The organism is Bartonella mastomydis, from assembly GCF_900185775.1.
GTDB classification, from domain to species: Bacteria; Pseudomonadota; Alphaproteobacteria; order Rhizobiales; family Rhizobiaceae; genus Bartonella; species Bartonella elizabethae.
Genome location: NZ_LT883136.1, coordinates 133585 through 151832, shown reverse-complemented (window position 1 = coordinate 151832; position 18248 = coordinate 133585). Strand labels below are relative to the sequence as shown.

Genomic DNA, 18248 nt, shown 5'->3' with positions numbered 1-18248 from the left:
TACAAAAGCGCACTCTACAACATGAAGATGCGGGAGCATTATTCGCCCCTTCAACAAGACCAAAACCTTCACACATCCTTGCACAATCTTTTAACGCCTGCCATAGAACCACAAATCATCACACGATCTTCATCAGGAGAAATTTTGAACAAGCCGGTTGCTTAAAAAAGCACCAGCCCCTACCATCACTCTACAAAAGCGCGCTCTACAACATGAAGATGCGGGAGCATTATTCGCCCCTTCAACAAGACCAAAACCTTCACACATCCTTGCACAATCTTTTAACATTGCCATANAAAAATACCATACACTAAAAAGCGTAAAATATAAACCCAAAAGGCAAAACACCGCATATATGATAAGTCTTAGTTCATAAAACAAGAGCAAAACCAACCATCGCAAGCAGAAACCGCTCTCGTTACTCAGCGTATATAGTACTCTTTCAACAAAAGAGTCAATATCATTTTTAATTTTTTTCTAAAATAAAATATAAAAGCAAAAAAAACTATTTCAATAAAAGATCTACCAAAAATTATATATATAAAACCTAAAAAACAGAAGAACTTAAGAAAAAAAAGACACTTCTAAAAAAACATAAATAACCAAAACCGATCAATCATAAAGACGAATTGCATGAAAGTTTTTGCCGGATAATGGCGACTCTTAGATCATAAGATCCCCTCCTCTCACAATGCTTATAAACCTCCTTAAACGAAGCGCATCATGTAAAAGACTCAAAGACAGGTTACATCTTCTATAATCACCATTGCATAAACACCTTACACGCTTTATGATTTTCCATGAAAGCAAAAGGAAGAAGATATCAATGTCCTCTAAACTGACGCGTAACCAAACATTGGTTTTGAACACTTTAAAGAATGCAAAAGGGCCTTTAAGTGCTTATGCGATTCTTGACCAATTACGCGAAGAAGGTTTTCGCGCCCCTCTCCAAGTTTATCGTGCATTAGAAAAACTCGTACAATTAAAATGTGTTCATCGTCTTGAAAGTGTAAATGCCTTTATGGTCTGTTTACACCCTGAAAAATGTCAACATGAACTTACAACTTTCATCATTTGCGAAAACTGTGGCACAGTTAATGAAATACAAAATCAAACGATTGTATCAAGTTTAAAACAAATGGTTCAAGCTGTTAACTTCCAAGCCCACAAAAGCACTCTAGAAGTACGAGGTCTTTGTAGAAAGTGCGCAACAAAATAAATCCTTGAACTTGCAAGTTCATATATTTAGCATTATGCTTTGAGGATTGCCTCATTGTTTGAAAAGCTCTTATCGTCTTTGCACGTATATCACTCTAACCTACAGTGATGGGCTTATTATACTCATTGGAACATAAATATTGAAAGTATAAATCATGTCTATAGCTGAGACAATTTTTTCAACCAAAAATTTCAATAAAACGAAACAAAAGAAGATAATTAAGGCTTTTCTTATCGTCTTTGCGCTTTTTGTGCTTTGGTTTGGCTATAAGTGGATAACACATTGGCGTTATATGCTCTCCACTGAAGATGCCTATGTACAAGGAGATATCGCAGCTATTGCGCCTAAATTAAATGGATATATTGAAAAAATTGCGATTAAAGCCAACCAAGTTGTAAAAAAGGACGATGTTTTATTTTATTTAGACAATGGTGATTATCAAATAGCTTTAGATCAAACAAAAGCGCGTCTTAACACACAGAAAAAAACCCTTCTACGCATTGATGCACAAATCACAGCTGCTCACAGTAGCTTAGATGATGCAAAAGCGCAAAAAGCAGCCGCTTCAGCCATAGCAACCAATGCACAACGCACCTTAAAACGTGTAACAGAGCTGAAAGCCAATCGTTATGCTCCTCAATCAGATGTTGATGATGCCCAATCAGCCTATGAACAAGCCATTGCCAATGTTAATAGGGCGGATGCACAAATCGCTGCAGCACGTGCCAATATCCAAGTACTAGAAGCACAACGAAGTGAAACAGAAAGCCAAACCAAGAGCTTAGAGCTTTCACGTGAAAAAGCACAACGTGATCTTGCTTCAACCATTATACGCGCGCCATTTGATGGAATTATAGGAAATTTAACAGCAAAAAGGGGAGATTTTGTCGTAAATGGTCAACGTCTTGCAGCGTTAGTCCCTATCCATGCGCTTTATATTGAAGCAAACTATAAAGAAACACAGTTACAAGATATTCATGCGGGGCAAAAGGCTTATATTGCTGTTGATGCCTTCAAAAAGGAGGTCTTTACAGGAACAGTGCTCTCTATTTCACCCGCAACTGGTGCTGTTTTTTCTCTTCTTCCTCCACAAAATGCCACTGGTAATTTCACCAAAATCGTTCAACGTATTCCTGTACGGATCTCTATCCCAGAAGAAGTCTTAAAGACCGGTCATATCCGAGCAGGAATGAGTGTTTCAGTAGAAGTTGATACACGCACACAACCATAAGATAAAAGTCTCTTATAACAACAAGAAAATGACCTTATTATTATGACATCTTCCATACCAAAGCCCATACAGTCTCAAGAGCGCATAGAAATCCGTAACATTGTGATTTTCATCGTTATGGCCTTTGGCATGTTCATGGCTATTTTGGATATCCAAATCGTTGCCTCTTCTTTAGCAGAAGTTCAAGCGGGTCTTGCTGCAAGCTCTGAAGAAATTTCATGGGTTCAAACCTCTTATCTCATCGCTGAAGTCATCATGTTACCCCTTTCTGGCTTCTTAGGAAGATTGCTTTCAACACGCGTTTTCTTTACGATCTCGGCAATTGGATTTACGCTTACCTCTATTCTTTGTGCAACAGCAACATCCATTGGAGAGATGATTATCTACCGTGCATTGCAAGGTTTTATTGGTGGAGGAATTATCCCAAGCGTTTTTGTCGCCTCTTATGTTCTTTTTCCGCCTTCCAAACGTCCAGTCGTCGTGCCTATTGTTGGACTCGTCGCAACACTCGCCCCAACGATTGGTCCAACGGTTGGGGGATATCTTTGTCATCTCTTATCATGGCACTGGCTTTTTCTCATCAATGTGCCTTTTGGGATTATTATTTCAATTCTCGCTTGGAAATTAATTGATTTTGATAAAGCAAACCCATCTCTCATGGCTAAATTTGATTGGTTGGGACTCATTTCTATGGCTATTTTTCTAGGAACTTTAGAGTATGTACTAGAAGAGGGAGCACGCCATGATTGGTTAAATGATCGGCTGATTCGGGATTTGTTCATTATCATGATTCTTGCTGCCGCCCTCTTCTTCTGGCGTGCTTTTACGGCAAAAGAGCCTATTGTTGATCTTACGGCTTTTTCTAATTTTAATTTTTCTGCTGCATCCATTTTTTCCTTTTCTTTGGGAATAGGTCTTTATGGGCTCACATATCTTTATCCTGTTTATTTGAGCCAAATCCGCCATTATGATGCCCTCATGATTGGAGAAACATTGTTTCTTTCAGGATTCGTCATGCTATTAACCGCCCCTCTAGCCGGATATCTTTCCGCAAGAATAGATGCACGTTTGATGATGGCGATAGGACTTTTGGGCTTTGCAATAGGAACTTGGATGGCAAGTTCTATCACAGACAACTGGGATTTTTGGCAACTCTTTTGGCCACAAGTTTTCCGTGGTGCTTCTGTCATGTTATGTATGGTTCCTGTTAATAACATTGCCTTGGGAACACTTCCGCCAGAACGCATGCAAAATGCTTCTGGACTTTTTAATCTCACACGGAATCTGGGGGGAGCTGTAGGGCTTGCCATTATCAGCACTCTCATGACAAAACGCACAGACTTCCATTACGAACGAATAGCCGAAACGCTCAATCACGCAAATAAACAAGCAACTGAAATTCTTTCAAAGCTTACTTTACTCTTCAAAACAGAAACCTTTGATTCGTATACGCTTGCTCTTTCTCAATTATTTGGTGTAGCGCGCATCCAAGCAACGATTATGGCTTTGAGTGATATTTTCTTTATCATCACCATCATCTTTGGTCTTTTGACATTTATGACCATTTTTCTCAAAAAAATACCACCCCTCACTGATTCGACACCAAGCCACTGAGTTTAATTTAAAGTGAGAAATACCTTATTACTATTCTTGATAACTTTATTGTCTTTTAAGAGATAAGATAAATCAGCATCTGATTCCAAACGATTTTTTCTGATAAAAATTCTTTGTAATGTATGACTCTTTAGACAGTAAAAAATAACTTCTCATATGAAAAATTATTTTAGATGAGAAGATAGTATAATAAAGACTTGATCATAAGGGCTCTACACCATAAAAAATAAAGCAGTTCTTTCTACAAAATTTTTTATTTCTCATCATAGGGCAGAAAAACTATTAAAAGAATATTTTCCCTCTCATGAGAGAGCTTATCTTTTGGGCAATCTATTTTATGCTACTGTTCTCATAAAAACGATCCTGTAAGATTCTGTGCGTTTCATTCTTTTTAAGCTTACCAGAATAGATCACCTTTTTCTTTTTCTATTTTCCATGGTCCCCTCTTTCTTTGAAGTATTTCATAAAAGATTGATGATTCTTTTGAGTTTTATTTACCTCCCCATTTCCTTACGATCAGAGGCTGCTACTCTATATAGAGCAATGATTTTTTGATTCTTCATATAAAATTTGAAATGAGAATCCTGTATTCGACACGCTCATACCATTTGAAAAACATTGTCTTTAGAAGCTATTCTCTTTAGAGAAAAGAAGTAAGAATATGTTTTTTAAGAAGTTTTCAAACATGTGATTTTATTTTTTTATGCTCTGTACAAACCCTTTGTTGCCTGCCAATAGGCTCTCTTTTAATGCTCACAGGGTTGAAAAACGGAATGAATACAATCTTCAAGCCACTTTATGATGCTGAAAGCGCCTAGAAACGGCTCGTTCTCCGCTCGCAACCAAAGTGCCATAACAACCAGAAAGATAGTGTGGTATCAGTTCCAAGCCTTGAAAACGATGCTTTTCGTAAGGACCAGGCATTGCCAAATTTTCTGTTAAGCGATTTGAAAAACCAAAACGTTGATAAAATTCAAAATCTCCTACCAATAAAATAGCGCCATATCCTAATTTTTTGGCTGTTTCAATTGCATGGCGGACTAAAATTGATCCTATTCCCATACCAGAACATTCAGCAGCAACAGCCAAAGGTCCCAAAAGTAAAGCATGTTGTGTTTCATTTTTTTCTTTAAAAAAAGACACATGCCAAAGACGCACACTCCCCACAAGCTCACCAAGCGCATTTTTAACCACAAAAGAAAGCCCTTTAGCCGCTAACCGACCACGACGTAAAGCCTCTGATGACTTACGTTTACGTCCACGCCCCATTGTTGCATCAAGCAAAATTTCTCGATAAGGCTTGTCTGCTTCTTGCTCCAATAAAAGTGTAAAACATGCCCCATTTTTTGTTTGAAAATTAATCATGTTCATCTCGATGACCCACCCTCTTATAGTGCAATGACAAGCACAGCAAAAAAATCTAAAAACACCTATCGTTACAAGGAAATTTCAGATCACATACGATCGTAAAGGCTCAAAACCATTAAAGGCAACAGATGCGTAAGTTGCTGTGTAAGCACCCGTTCCATGAATCAATATCTTATCTCCGATCGTTAGAGATAAAGGAAGCGGATAAGGTGTTTTTTCATAGAGAACATCTGCCGAATCGCATGTTGGTCCAGCTAAAATACAAGGCTCCATAACCTTATCATCATGAGGGGTCTCAATAGGATAACGAATGGCTTCATCCATCGTTTCAGCAAGACCATTAAATTTTCCAATATCAAGATAAACCCATCGGACATTATCATTATCAGCTTTTTTAGAGATCAGAACAACTTCTGTGCGAATAACACCCGCATTGCCAACCATCGCACGCCCTGGCTCAATAATTGTCTCAGGAATACGATTACCAAAATGCTTTTTTAATGAATCAAAAACTGCCGTACCATAAGCTTGTTCTGTAGGAACATCTTTTAAATAACGCGTTGGGAAACCACCCCCCATATTCACCAACTTCAGTGAAATACCTTCTTGTTCCAAATTTTTAAAAACCCCAGCCACATCCGATAAAGCACGATCCCACGCACTCAGATCAACTTGCTGAGATCCAACATGAAAAGAAACACCATGAGCTTGCAAACCTAATTGGTGTGCGCGTTTTAGCACATCAACCGCCATAGCAGGGACACAACCAAACTTGCGTGACAATGGCCACTCTGCACCTTTTCCATCGGTAAGAATGCGGCAAAAAACCCGCGCTCCAGGAGCAGCACGCGCAATTTTTTCCACTTCTTCAACACAATCAACGGCATAAAGTGAAACCCCCAATGCGTAGGCACGCGCAATATCACGCTCTTTTTTAATTGTATTCCCAAAAGAAATACGCTCACCCGTTGCCCCTGCTTTTAAAGCCATTTCAATTTCTGCAACAGAAGCCGCATCAAAAGAAGATCCTAAAGAACTTAGCAAACGCAAGATCTCAGGGGCTGGGTTTGCCTTTATTGCGTAAAAAATACGAGACTGCGGAAGCGCTTTTTCAAAATTTAAATAATTTTCACGGACAACATCAAGGTCAACAATTAAGCATGGACCCTCAGAACGATGTGTTGCAAGAAAATCGCGAATACGTTGCGTTGCCATCTGCAATTCTCCTCGAGGGAAAGCTCCCCCACTCTATGCTTGGACAGCCAAAACTTCCAAGAACCAAAAGACAAAGAACACACAACAACCATCCCTATTCTGATTACAAAAAACCAGAAATTAGCATTGCATGCAGCGAAAGAACAGCGCGAAAACCGCGTCATTCTACTTTATCTGCCTTTTTGATTGGAGTTGAGAAAACCACTTCCGCACTGAAGGCAATGAGGTGTGCCTCTATAGTAATCCCAGCATTTAAAAACTGGAAGACACCAGAAAGGCCCGCACCGTCGTTGCTTCAAGATGTCCTCATTCTTGCAATTGGCTGTAAGAATGACTGGAGCGGTTAGTTCCAGGTACCGTACCGGTTGACCTCACCATTTGAGAACCAGCGGACACCCACAGGCACGTGCGACTTTGGGCAAGGAGACCTATAAAACGAATCCTTTCTCATTTCAATCATTTTTTTAATTTTAAACATTTTTTAATTATTAAAGAGAACATGATGCTAAAAAGCAACACTCTCCGCCACCAGACAAAGCCATCCCCCCACTTTTATGAGATCACTCCCCTACACAATCCGTACAACAGAAATCACAATTTTGCTTTAAAAACGCCTCTTGTTTAGCTTTCCCATTCTATTTTTCCAACATCATCCATAGAAAACAACGCAACATATCACACTCAACACATTCATTTATAATTGATACTTTCATTATTCTAACCCTAGATCAAAAATCCAATCTTAAAATACTTTCATTTCCCCCTCTCTTACAATGCATCAACCAAAATCATGTCTTTACACATAACAAGTATAAAACAGCGTGTGGCGACAAAATAGTTGAAAAAGGAGTAAAATATCTCTTATTAAATGCAAGGAATCCCAACATTGAAATTTGGGGATATCTGGGCTGAAGCAGCAGCATCTTTAAAGATAACGATATCCTTCCCCCAACACCCCTTATCTTGCTCACTGATATCCTAAAAAAATATCCGTACTTTCAACATCCATTTCACTCTATCCTTAAAGCAAGAGATCATGCAAAATCACTGTATAATAGAGCCGATATGGTATAACTCAACTGTGTTTCACCATCTTTAAGCTTCATAAAAGAGCAAGCCGATCATCATCACGCACTGAACCAATGTGCAACAGCTCTTGACATTTAAGAAGATTCATAAGAGGCATATCTTTCTTGTATCCTTTTACTCTACAGGACTTTCCTCGCTTGTAACGTGCAAAAGACATGGATTTTAATTGATTCAATATAGAAACAGACTTGGAATGAGAAAACCCTCACAATATTCAGATCTCTTATTCAACATGAAAAAAGTAAAATTATTATAAATCAATGTCCTAGACTGTTCGTCAACGGGTTTTCTATTTTAAAATGAAAAATATTTAAAAGATACAATCTCCTATCAAATAAAGCAGAGTGAACAATCTATAATGATTATTTATCAATCAATAAATTAATGTAAAGAAAAAGACCGAATAACATCCGGTCTTATACGATATTTTTCTAAGAAGATTAAAGATGCTTCTCTCTTAAATTTAAGAGAAAAAAGCTGAAATTTAAAGCGCTACAGTAATCCTTATGTTCCTTGATGCGCATCAACTGCACGCAACTTCAACAATTGAAATTGCCTATGGCGCTCACGAAAACGCTCTCTATCCGCTTCACTACGCGTGTTATAACAAGCCTCACAAGAAACACCTTCCTCATAATGAGGCGATAATTTGCTTTCAGCATTCAAAGGAGAACGACATGCGCGACAGAGCTCGCGTCCACATTCCTCAAGACCATGCTGCACAGAAACCCTCTCATCAAAAACAAAGCATTCTCCCCACCATAAACTTTCCTCTTTTGGAATTGTTTCCAAATATTTGAGAATTCCTCCTTTTAAATGGTACACTTGGTCATACCCAAGTTCACGAACATACGCTGTTGATTTTTCACAACGAATACCGCCTGTACAAAACATAGCAATTTTCTTTTTCTTCTTCAAATCAGCTTCATGTTGACGCACCCATTCAGGAAATTCGCGAAATGTTTTAATCTGTGGATCAATCGCTCCTTGAAAACTCCCAATTGCATATTCATAATCATTACGGGTATCGATCAAAATTGTCTCTTCATCTTGAATAAGAGCATTCCACTCTTCAGGCTCCACATAAGTCCCAACAACTTTTAGCGGATCAACCCCTTCAACCCCCATTGTCACAATTTCTTTTTTCAACCGCACTTTCATGCGATGAAAAGGCATTTTTGATGCCCATGAATATTTAATCTCCGGCGTTTGAAACGCTGGCTCAGCCGTAATAAAATCAATCAACGACTCAATCGCTTCACAAGAACCAGCAACAGTTCCATTAATTCCCTCTTGTGCTAAAAGGAGGGTCCCTTTGATATCCTTTGCCCGACATAAATCCTGCAAAGGCTTTTGTAATTGACGATAATGCTTCAAATCTGCAAAGCAATAAAGTGCAGCAACTTTAAAATTCTTTTCCATGTCTTTTGCCATAACGTGCGTTTCATCCAATTTCAAGATCTATTCATTTACTCTTTAACATATTGTGCTTAATCAAACGATATAAATAATATCCTCTCGAAGAAAGAACATTATGTGCCAAAAAAGAGAAACCCTTTTATCATACCTCCAAGGACAAACCGTTATACCTATTTTGACCATCGACAATTTACAAGATGCTGTACCTTTAGCACGAGCTCTTGTCAAAGGCGGATTAAAAACAATTGAGATCACCTTGCGAACACCCCATGCTCTCAAAGCAATTCAGATAATGACACAAGAAGTTCCTGAAGCAATTGTTGGAGCCGGAACGATTCTTAACACAACACACTACGAACAAGCCGAACAAGCTGGAGCAAAATTTATCGTAAGCCCTGGATTATCCAATGAATTAATCAATTGTGCAAAAAATAGTGAAATTCCCCTTCTTCCTGGTGCAATGACCCCAAGTGAACTCATGCAAGCTTTAGACAAAGGCTATTCATATCTTAAATTTTTCCCTGCCAAAGCCGCTGGAGGTCTTGCCTTCCTCCAAGCATTAGCCTCTCCTTTTTCTGAAATCTTCTTTTGCCCTACAGGCGGTATAACACAAAAAAGTGCAACACAATGGCTCCAACTTCCTAACGTCTTCTGCGTTGGCGGCTCTTGGATAGCACCCCAACAGCTCATTGCTATAAAGGACTGGGATTCGATTAGTGCGTTAGCGCATACTGCATCAAAACTTCCCTCTCACCCTACAAAAACGCGCTCTACAACATGAAGATGCAGGAGCATTATTCGCCCCTTCAACAAGACCAAAACCTTCACACATCCTTGCGCAATCTTTTAACACCTGCCATGGAACCACAAATCATCACACAATTTTCATCAGGAGAAATTTTGAACAAGCCGGTTGCTTAAAAAAGCACCAGCCTCTACCATCACTCTACAAAAGCGCACTCTACAACATGAAGATGCGGGAGCATTATTCGCCCCTTCAACAAGACCAAAACCTTCACACATCCTTGCACAATCTTTTAACGCCTGCCATAGAACCACAAATCATCACACGATCTTCATCAGGAGAAATTTTGAACAAGCCGGTTGCTTAAAAAAGCACCAGCCCCTACCATCACTCTACAAAAGCGCGCTCTACAACATAAGTCGCAGGAGCATTATTCGCCCCTTCAACAAGACCAAAACCTTCACACATCCTTGCACAATCTTTTAACATTGCCATAGAACCACAAATCATCACGCGATCTTCATCAGGAGAAATTTTTGGTAAACCAGTCGTTTCAAAAAAAGCACCGCTCTCCATAACAGTCGTAATGCGTCCCATATGCTCGGAAGGTTCACGCGTAGTCATAGGATAAAATTTCAACTGTTGTGCATATTCCCCAATCAGTGGATCTTGTTGCAAAGAGCAAACAAGGTCTTTTGCATAAGTCAACTCATTCTTTTCACGCGTTGTTTGAATAAGAATAACTTCTGAAAATTTTTCATAAGTATCCGGATCACGAATAAGGCTTGCAAAAGGAGCAACCCCCGTACCAGTTGAAAGGAGATAAAGGCGTTTTCCAGGAATAAGAGCATCAAGAACCAGCGTTCCTGTAGGTTTTTTACGCATCAGCACTGTATCACCAATTTTAATTTTTTGCAGATGCTCAGTTAATGGCCCTCCTGGAACTTTTATCGAAAAAAACTCAAGCTGTTCATCCCAAAAGGGACTTGCAATCGAATAAGCACGATAAATCGGCTTTTTTGCATTTGGCAAACCGATCATAACAAATTCACCCGAACGAAAACGAAAACTTTCCGGACGATTCAGGCGAAATTTAAACAAACGATCTGTATAATGATAAACTTCTTGAACAGTAAGAGCGTATACATTCTCAGGAATCGGAAAATTTGAAGCAACGCTGCTGCTGTTTGACGGAACATTGGTAGCAGACGTATTCATACACTTCCCCATATCTTTATTGAACGTTAAATTTCGAATCCCTGACGTGATATAGTACGTGCATCACCATCTGCCAACAATTTTCTTAAAACAAAAGTCTTAAGATTAACACTTTTATGTCCAAATCAATCGCATGAAGAAAACGCCAATACAAATCATATTCAAAGAAAAATAAAAATTTTGAGCCTTAAACAATCACTACACTTTCTTCGCTTTTAACACACAACGCATATTTTCTATTGTTAAGAAAGCCATGCAGGTTCATCAAAACAACCTCATCCGCAACCAACAGCATAACATTGCACTCTTCAAAATGATACAATACAATAAGTTATGCTTTATTTTTTTAATATGCCTCAACAAGAGAAAACAAGTAAAAAACAAAAACCTATGTTTTACAAACTATCAGAAGGTACCATATTGCGAACAACACAAATAAAACTAAAATATCTCTTATATCCAGAGTATCATTTTACATAAAAAACGATTTTATGGTACATAATTCAGTATGGGAGATTTATGATTTTGACCGTCGCAAACAGTATCTTTTCCTTGTATCCTAAGAAACCTTTGTAACATAACCAAAGAAAAAGCCGTACGCACAAACACAGATAAGATTTAAAAATGAATAAATCCGCTAATGATGAAATAAATCCACACCTCTATGCCGCTGTCGCAACCATTGATGTCAGTGCCATTGTTGCCAATTATATCACTTTAGCCAAACGTGTAGCGCCAACACAATGTTCAGCAGTTGTCAAAGCAAATGCCTATGGGCTAGGCGCTCACAAAATTGCTCCTGCCCTTTATCAAGCGGGTTGTCGTACTTTTTTTGTTGCTCAAATCAGAGAAGCATTGCACTTAAAAAGCATTTTACCACCAGATGTCACGATTGCTCTTCTAAATGGACTTCCACACTTAGCAGAAGAATTTGTCGCACAGTCTGGTATTGTTCCTGTCCTAAACTCTTGGAATGCCATTGAAATTTGGCAAAAGATTTGTCAAAAAAAGGATAAAAAATTTCCAGCAATTGTTCAAATCGATACCCATATGAACCGATTAGGACTTGATCAAAAAGAATTACAAAAACTCATCAAACGCCCTACAATTTTTGAAACCGCAGACATAAAATATATTCTCAGTCACCTTTCTAACGGAGAAGATGATACCCAGCCATCGAATTATACCCAATTGACTGCTTTCAAAACTGCCCTTGCACAACTCCCCCCTTGTAAAGTTTCCTTTGCAAATTCTGGAGGTATTTTTTTAGGCTCAGATTTTTATTTTGATCTTGTTCGCCCCGGTATTGCACTTTACGGGATCGACCCTTCAGGAAAACACCCGTCCCTTCTAAAACCTGTTTTAAAACTTGAAGCCCAAGTCATTCAAAATCGCATTGTTGGTGCAGGAAAACCTGTTGGTTATGGAGAAAGCTTTATAACCAACAGACCAAGCACTCTTGCAACCATTTCTATTGGCTATGCAGATGGTTGGCTTCGTGCTCTTTCAAATAAAGGAGCTGTTTATTTCAATGGGTACAAACTTCCCATGGTTGGACGCGTTTCTATGGATTCCATTATTGTAGATACAACCGATCTTGATCAAAAGCCTCAAACAGGTGACTGGGTAGAACTCATTGGTCCCCATCAAACACTTGAAAAAATATCTCTAGATGCCAACACCCTTCCCAATGAAATTTTAACATCCCTTGGATCACGCTATAAATACATTTACACCTAAAGGCTCTTTAAACAAATAAACCGCTACAAATCATCACTTTAGAAAATCAGAGAGCTTTTACGAAAGTTTTTACAACAATCAATCATATACCATGTTCATGGGACACTGCCCATTTACAGAAGTCTCAAAATAGACAAGTTAATAAGCTGTCTTATGAAGGGTTGACGAGATGCAATAACAAAATTTCGCACACCTTTATCATCAGAAGCACTAAAAGTGAATTTATTCAACCAGTCATAGTCTTCTTAGTGAGAATAGCATGTCACACCCCATGTAATAAACTGTAACCCCTCTCCCCATAGATTTAGCTCTCGTTTATGTGGAGATTGGCTGGCTTAGAAATAACTGATGCGCTGAGTCAACTCAAACCATGTCATACGATAGAAAAAAGGAGAGTATACCTATCGCTTACAAAGCACAGCTTTTTTGTCAACTTTTTCGATTTTGCTCATGTTGTAAAAACAAGGAAAAATTCTATAAAGCAGACAAATAACGCCATAGAAGCATAGCTCAATAAGCACAAAGCCCACACATTTCGTGTGGGCTTTTTTTATGCAAATAAACAAATTAAATACATATTTTTATTTAATAAGTATTTCCCAAGGGTGGACACGAACAAATAAGCATTCTGTCTCCCGCAACATTATCAATCCGCGATACAGGAGGCCAATATTTATTGGCTGGATCAAGGGAACTATTGGGAAAAGCAGCTTCTTGTCGCGAATAGGGTCGCGCCCAAGCATCATCTAAAGTATCTGCAACTGTATGCGGTGCATTCACCAATGGATTATTGTCTTTTGGCCAAACCCCATTCCCAACTTTTTTTGCTTCTTCAGCAATGGAGAGTAATGCATCACAAAAACGATCAATTTCTGCTTTTGGTTCTGATTCCGTTGGCTCAATCATCAAAGTTCCCGGAACAGGAAACGACATCGTGGGCGCGTGGAATCCATAATCAATGAGACGTTTTGCAATATCATCAACACTTACCCCATACTGATCTTTTAACAGGCGTGTATCCACAATACATTCATGAGCAACACGTCCATGTTTGCCCCGATAAAGAATGGAATAAGCCGGTGAAAGACGTGCAGCAATATAATTAGCATTTAAAATAGCTATTTGTGTTGCATATTTTAAGCCATCAGCGCCCATCATTCGAATATACATCCATGTAATGGCAAGAATAGATGCACTGCCATAAGGCGCTGCTGAAATTGCATGCGTTGTACCATCTTGTTCATGCCCTGGTAAAAATGGTTTGAGATGCGCTGCGACCCCAATTGGTCCCATCCCAGGTCCCCCCCCTCCATGGGGAATAGCAAATGTTTTATGTAGATTCATATGACAAACATCAGCCCCAATATCTGCAGGACGCGCAAGCCCTACAAGGGCATTGAGATTAGCGCCATCAAAATAAACTTGTCCGCCATTTTCATGAATAATAGAACAAATTTCTTTAATGCTTTCCTCATAAACACCATGGGTTGAAGGATAAGTAATCATGAGAGCAGCCAATTTGTCCTTATGCAATTGCGCTTTCATTTTGAGATCATCGACATCAACATCGCCATCACTTAAACATTTTACCACCACAACTTCCATGCCCGCCATATGTGCCGAAGCTGGGTTTGTACCATGTGCAGAAGCAGGAATAAGGCAAATAGTCCGTTGCTGTTCTCCCCGTGATTGATAATAGCGTCGGATCGCCAAAAGCCCCGCATATTCACCTTGAGCACCAGAATTTGGCTGAAAAGACACTTGCGCAAATCCTGTAATTTCACACAACCAGGCATTTAACTGATTGATCATCTCCAAATAACCCGCCGCATCCTCTTGTGAAACAAAAGGGTGTATATTGGCCATGCTTGCCCAACTTACAGGCATCAATTCAGCCGCTGCATTCAGCTTCATTGTACAAGAACCAAGAGGGATCATCGCCCGATCCAGCGCCAAATCCTTATCGGCTAAACGACGCAAAAAGCGCATCATATCTGTCTCTGAATGAACTGCATGAAAAAAGGGTTGAGAAAGAAAAGCAGCATCCCGCCTTTGACCAAAGAGTCTTGGAGACGCCTGATCAACGAGTTTTGCACCTAAAAGCTGTGCTAGAGCAGCAGCATCTTCTTCTGTCGACAATTCATCAAAATTGATTGCAATGGTATCATCATCGAGAACACGAACAAGACGCCCACTCATCTTGGCTTGATGCGCAATTTCACGCGCTTTTCCCTTCACAACAATGCTAACACAATCAAAAAAAGCTTCACCTTCACAAGAAACGCCAGAAGCCTCTAAACCAGCAACGAAACGACATGTTAAATGATGAATCCGCTGTGCAATTTCTTGTAAGCCTTTTGGCCCATGCCAAACAGCATAAGCGGTTGCCATATTAGCCAACAAAGCCTGAGCTGTACAAATATTTGATGTCGCTTTATCGCGCCGAATATGTTGTTCACGTGTTTGCAAAGCTAAACGAAAACCAACACGCCCTTCTGTATCGACGGATTGCCCCACTATACGCCCTGGAATAAGGCGTGTGAGCGCATCACTCACCGCAAGGTAACCAGCATGGGGACCACCAAATCCCATCGGAACACCATAACGCTGCATCGAACCGACAACAATATCAGCGCCCCATTTTGCCGGTGCTTCCATAAGCGTAAGCGCTAAAGGATCAGCCACAACAATAACCAGCGCTCCTTTTTCCTTTGCCTCTTTTATGACCTCACTATAATCATGAAAAGAACCTTTTGTATCGGGCCAAGAGAGAACAATTGCCGCTGTATCAGAACAAATTTCCTTCTCAAAGCTGATCCGAATGCCTTGCGTTTCAGCACGCGTTTGCACAACACTCAAAGTCTGAGGATGTAAAAGGCTCTGAAGAGAAATTTTTGTTTTTTTCTCCCGCGCAAAACGAACAGCAAGAGCATTGGCTTCCGCTAAAGCCGTTGCTTCATCAAGAAGAGAAGCAGCAGCAACAGGCAGACCTGTCAGTTCACTAATCAATGTCTGAAAATAAAACAGAAGCTCTAAACGACCTTGGCTAATTTCTGCTTGATACGGCGTATAAGCGGTATACCAAGCTGGATTTTCAAACAGATTTCGTAAAATAACCGGAGGCACAAATGTGCCGTGATATCCTTGCCCAATAAAACTTTTATGCACACAATTACGCGCCATCATTTTGGAGAGTTCTTCCAAGGCTTGGCTCTCACTGGCAGCCTTGGGAAGGTTCAGTGAACGTCCCAAATGGATAGAATTGGGAACCGCTTGAGAAATGAGTGTGTCAACACTATCGAGCTCTAAAACATCAAGCATTTTTTGTGTTTCATCAGGACGCAGCCCAATATGTCGAGAAGAAAAAGAACGCTCGATCATGACACTCATCCAATCAAAGCTTTATAAGCATCTTCATCCAACAACCCTTCCAGTTGTGTTTCATCCTGCACTGTCATTTTCCATAACCAGCCTTCTGTTTCAGCCTTTTGATTGACCAGTTCAGGATTATCAGCCAGTGCTTCATTAATTTCGACCACTTCACCATCAAGAGGAGAATAAACATCTGAAGCTGCTTTAACGGATTCCACAACAGCCGCCGCCTCACCTTTAGAAAGTTTTGTCCCACTTTGTGGTAAATCAACAAAAACCAAATCGCCTAATTGTTCTTGCGCATAATGTGTAACCCCAACAGTCACCATTTGTCCTTCAACGCTAAGCCATTCGTGGTCTTGTGTGAAATAAGTTTTAGACATAAAAAATCATCCTTTAAAATAACGTTGTTCAACAAAGGGAAGAGAATGCACTGAAAGTGCAATCTTTTTGCCTCGCAATTCTGTAAAGACTTCTGTTCCTTCACCTTTACACGCAACAGGAACATACCCCATCGCGACAGGACCATCAAAAGAAGGACCAAAACCACCGGATGTTACCACACCAATCTCATTGCCCTGTTCATCGAGAAGCACCGCACCGGCACGAATAGGTTGGCGTGTTTGCGGTTTTAATCCAACACGACAACGATCAGGTCCTTTTTGCAGCGCTTCAAGAAAAGCCTTTGCACCGTAAAATTGTGCTTTTTCTCGGACACTCTTAGGAACAGCCCATGTGAGAGTTGCATCAATAGGCGTCGTCTCAGGGGTAATATCATTTCCATGCAAACACAACCCTGCTTCCAAGCGCAAACTATCGCGTGCAGCAAGTCCAATCCACTCAACACGCGAATCACTCAGCAATTTTTCAGCCAACATATGCGCATGCCCTATGGGCAAAGCAATTTCAAAACCATCTTCTCCCGTATAACCAGAACGCGTTATAAACCAATCTTGTTGTGGTTCGAATCCCTGCATAAAGAATAATTCATTCCCTGGTAAATCGGCATCAGCCAGAACAGCTGCGGCTTGAGGACCTTGAAGAGCAAGCAACACCCTTTCAAGAGCAATCACTTGACATTCAAAATCAACGGCACGCTTTTCTAATTCTTCAAAATCAGCCTGTGCATTCCCCGCATTGGCAACCAACATAAAACGGTTCTCTTCCAAACGAGTAATGATCAGATCATCAAGAATACCAGCCTGCTCATTTAGCAAATAATTATACCGCGAGTGCCCAATCTTTAAAGCTGCTGCATCAATAGGAAAAGCATAGGATAAAAATTCTACGGCTTGTGCCCCTTCAACGGCAATCAATTTCATATGAGAAATATCAAAAAGTCCTGCATGTGCACGCGTATGAAGATGCTCTTTCAAAACGCCAAGAGGATAAGTTAAAGGCATATTCCACCCAGCAAAAGCACCAAATTTTGCTCCTGCTTTTTCATGCAGATCATATAAAGGAAGTGTTTTTAAAAAAGATGTTTCTTGTTGTGTGCCCATAATAACTCCAAAGCTGCGCTAACGCCCACACAATATGGTCGTCTCTGCACCCCTCTGTCATCAACCTGAGAGACTCGCGAAAAGACTTTCGCTTACACCTTCGGCGCGGGCTCTCCCGACTTTCCAGATCTGCCTTCCTCCTTTTACGGTCCTTAAAGCCTGAGAGATTATGGGCTATTTCCCCTTCGGCGGCAATGCGAAAACTTGCAATCTGCACTCTCCCGCAAAAGAATGAAAGAAACGATAACGCTCTTTCCAGCATGTGCTAACCTATAACCTATCTTTATCGCACTGTCATTAGTAAAGTGATAAACATACTCTCATTTTAAAACTTGCATATTTTAAAACTTGCATAAGCTACTTCAAAAGATTTATAATAGTCTCCTTTTGAAGCTTACAAAAATTGTAAGGAACACATTTTAGGAAATTTAAGACAAAAATACCCCTTGAAAATCATGCAAAAGGTCACACACTAAAAAGATCGCAAAGAAATATTCTTTCTTGTGCAATTCAACC

At 39.9% G+C, this 18248-nt stretch carries 14 protein-coding genes, 2 pseudogenes and 2 riboswitches; of the genes and pseudogenes, 7 read left to right on the top strand and 9 right to left on the bottom strand.

All coding sequences use genetic code 11. The annotated features are described in order from the left end of the window. Positions 1-158, bottom strand: a pseudogene (locus FJG96_RS00565) (ferredoxin--NADP reductase); the annotation flags it as partial. Between the two features lie 668 nt (positions 159-826). On the opposite strand from FJG96_RS00565, the gene FJG96_RS00555 reads away from it, so the two are divergent. From FJG96_RS00555 to FJG96_RS00545, 3 genes are all read left to right on the top strand, one after another. Continuing rightward, the gene (locus tag FJG96_RS00555) at positions 827-1219 is read left to right on the top strand and encodes a Fur family transcriptional regulator (protein WP_139412311.1); all 393 of its coding nucleotides are present in this window, start codon (positions 827-829) and stop codon (positions 1217-1219) included. A 154-nt stretch (positions 1220-1373) separates the two neighbouring features. Next, a complete protein-coding gene (locus tag FJG96_RS00550; RefSeq protein ID WP_139412310.1) occupies positions 1374-2450 on the top strand; it encodes an HlyD family secretion protein in 1077 nt (358 codons plus the stop codon). 42 nt (positions 2451-2492) lie between these two features. Beyond that, positions 2493-4064, top strand: a complete 1572-nt coding sequence (locus FJG96_RS00545) for a DHA2 family efflux MFS transporter permease subunit (protein ID WP_139412309.1) — start codon at positions 2493-2495, stop codon at positions 4062-4064. Positions 4065-4850: 786 nt separating this feature from the next. On the opposite strand, the gene FJG96_RS00540 is transcribed toward FJG96_RS00545, so the two are convergent. Together FJG96_RS00540 and FJG96_RS00535 are read right to left on the bottom strand one after the other, a co-directional pair. Next, positions 4851-5435, bottom strand: coding sequence for a GNAT family N-acetyltransferase (locus tag FJG96_RS00540; RefSeq protein ID WP_139412308.1), 585 nt, complete (start codon positions 5433-5435; stop codon positions 4851-4853). Positions 5436-5513: 78 nt separating this feature from the next. Then, positions 5514-6647, bottom strand: a complete 1134-nt coding sequence (locus FJG96_RS00535) for a type III PLP-dependent enzyme (RefSeq protein WP_139412307.1) — start codon at positions 6645-6647, stop codon at positions 5514-5516. 35 nt (positions 6648-6682) lie between these two features. Here FJG96_RS00535 and FJG96_RS00530 point away from each other — a divergent pair, with 35 nt between their 5' ends. Further along, positions 6683-6994 carry a hypothetical protein gene (locus FJG96_RS00530; protein ID WP_139412306.1) on the top strand — a complete coding sequence of 104 codons (312 nt, stop codon included), beginning with the start codon at positions 6683-6685 and terminating at the stop codon, positions 6992-6994. Positions 6995-8240: 1246 nt separating this feature from the next. Here FJG96_RS00530 and trhO read toward each other — a convergent pair. Further along, the gene (trhO, locus tag FJG96_RS00525; RefSeq protein ID WP_139412317.1) at positions 8241-9158 is read right to left on the bottom strand and encodes an oxygen-dependent tRNA uridine(34) hydroxylase TrhO; all 918 of its coding nucleotides are present in this window, start codon (positions 9156-9158) and stop codon (positions 8241-8243) included. 112 nt (positions 9159-9270) lie between these two features. On the opposite strand from trhO, the gene eda reads away from it, so the two are divergent. Together eda and FJG96_RS08715 are read left to right on the top strand one after the other, a co-directional pair. Continuing rightward, complete coding sequence (gene eda, locus FJG96_RS00520; RefSeq protein WP_139412305.1) at positions 9271-9936, top strand: bifunctional 4-hydroxy-2-oxoglutarate aldolase/2-dehydro-3-deoxy-phosphogluconate aldolase; 666 nt, start codon at positions 9271-9273, stop codon at positions 9934-9936. After that, complete coding sequence (locus tag FJG96_RS08715) at positions 9933-10076, top strand: hypothetical protein (protein ID WP_180338203.1); 144 nt, start codon at positions 9933-9935, stop codon at positions 10074-10076. The genes eda and FJG96_RS08715 overlap by 4 nt, the downstream gene beginning before the upstream one ends. 20 nt (positions 10077-10096) lie before the next feature. On the opposite strand, the pseudogene FJG96_RS08905 reads toward FJG96_RS08715, so the two are convergent. Both FJG96_RS08905 and FJG96_RS00510 read right to left on the bottom strand, forming a co-directional pair. Next, a pseudogene (locus FJG96_RS08905) lies at positions 10097-10260 on the bottom strand (ferredoxin--NADP reductase); the annotation flags it as partial. A 27-nt stretch (positions 10261-10287) separates the two neighbouring features. Then, the gene (locus FJG96_RS00510; RefSeq protein WP_139412304.1) at positions 10288-11118 is read right to left on the bottom strand and encodes a ferredoxin--NADP reductase; all 831 of its coding nucleotides are present in this window, start codon (positions 11116-11118) and stop codon (positions 10288-10290) included. Positions 11119-11742: 624 nt separating this feature from the next. Here FJG96_RS00510 and alr point away from each other — a divergent pair. Continuing rightward, the gene (alr, locus tag FJG96_RS00505; protein WP_139412303.1) at positions 11743-12858 is read left to right on the top strand and encodes an alanine racemase; all 1116 of its coding nucleotides are present in this window, start codon (positions 11743-11745) and stop codon (positions 12856-12858) included. Positions 12859-13443: 585 nt separating this feature from the next. On the opposite strand, the gene gcvP is transcribed toward alr, so the two are convergent. The 3 genes from gcvP to gcvT are packed head-to-tail and all read right to left on the bottom strand — an operon-like array spanning position 13444 to position 17732. Next, entirely contained in the window at positions 13444-16239 is a 2796-nt protein-coding gene (gcvP, locus tag FJG96_RS00500) for an aminomethyl-transferring glycine dehydrogenase (protein ID WP_139412302.1), read from the bottom strand. A gap of 5 nt (positions 16240-16244) precedes the next feature. Beyond that, the gene (gcvH, locus tag FJG96_RS00495) at positions 16245-16613 is read right to left on the bottom strand and encodes a glycine cleavage system protein GcvH (protein WP_139412301.1); all 369 of its coding nucleotides are present in this window, start codon (positions 16611-16613) and stop codon (positions 16245-16247) included. A gap of 6 nt (positions 16614-16619) precedes the next feature. Then, a complete protein-coding gene (gene gcvT, locus FJG96_RS00490; protein WP_139412300.1) occupies positions 16620-17732 on the bottom strand; it encodes a glycine cleavage system aminomethyltransferase GcvT in 1113 nt (370 codons plus the stop codon). Positions 17733-17776: 44 nt separating this feature from the next. After that, positions 17777-17867: riboswitch (glycine riboswitch) on the bottom strand. Position 17868: 1 nt separating this feature from the next. Next, positions 17869-17966, bottom strand: a riboswitch (glycine riboswitch). Positions 17967-18248 lie beyond the last annotated feature (282 nt).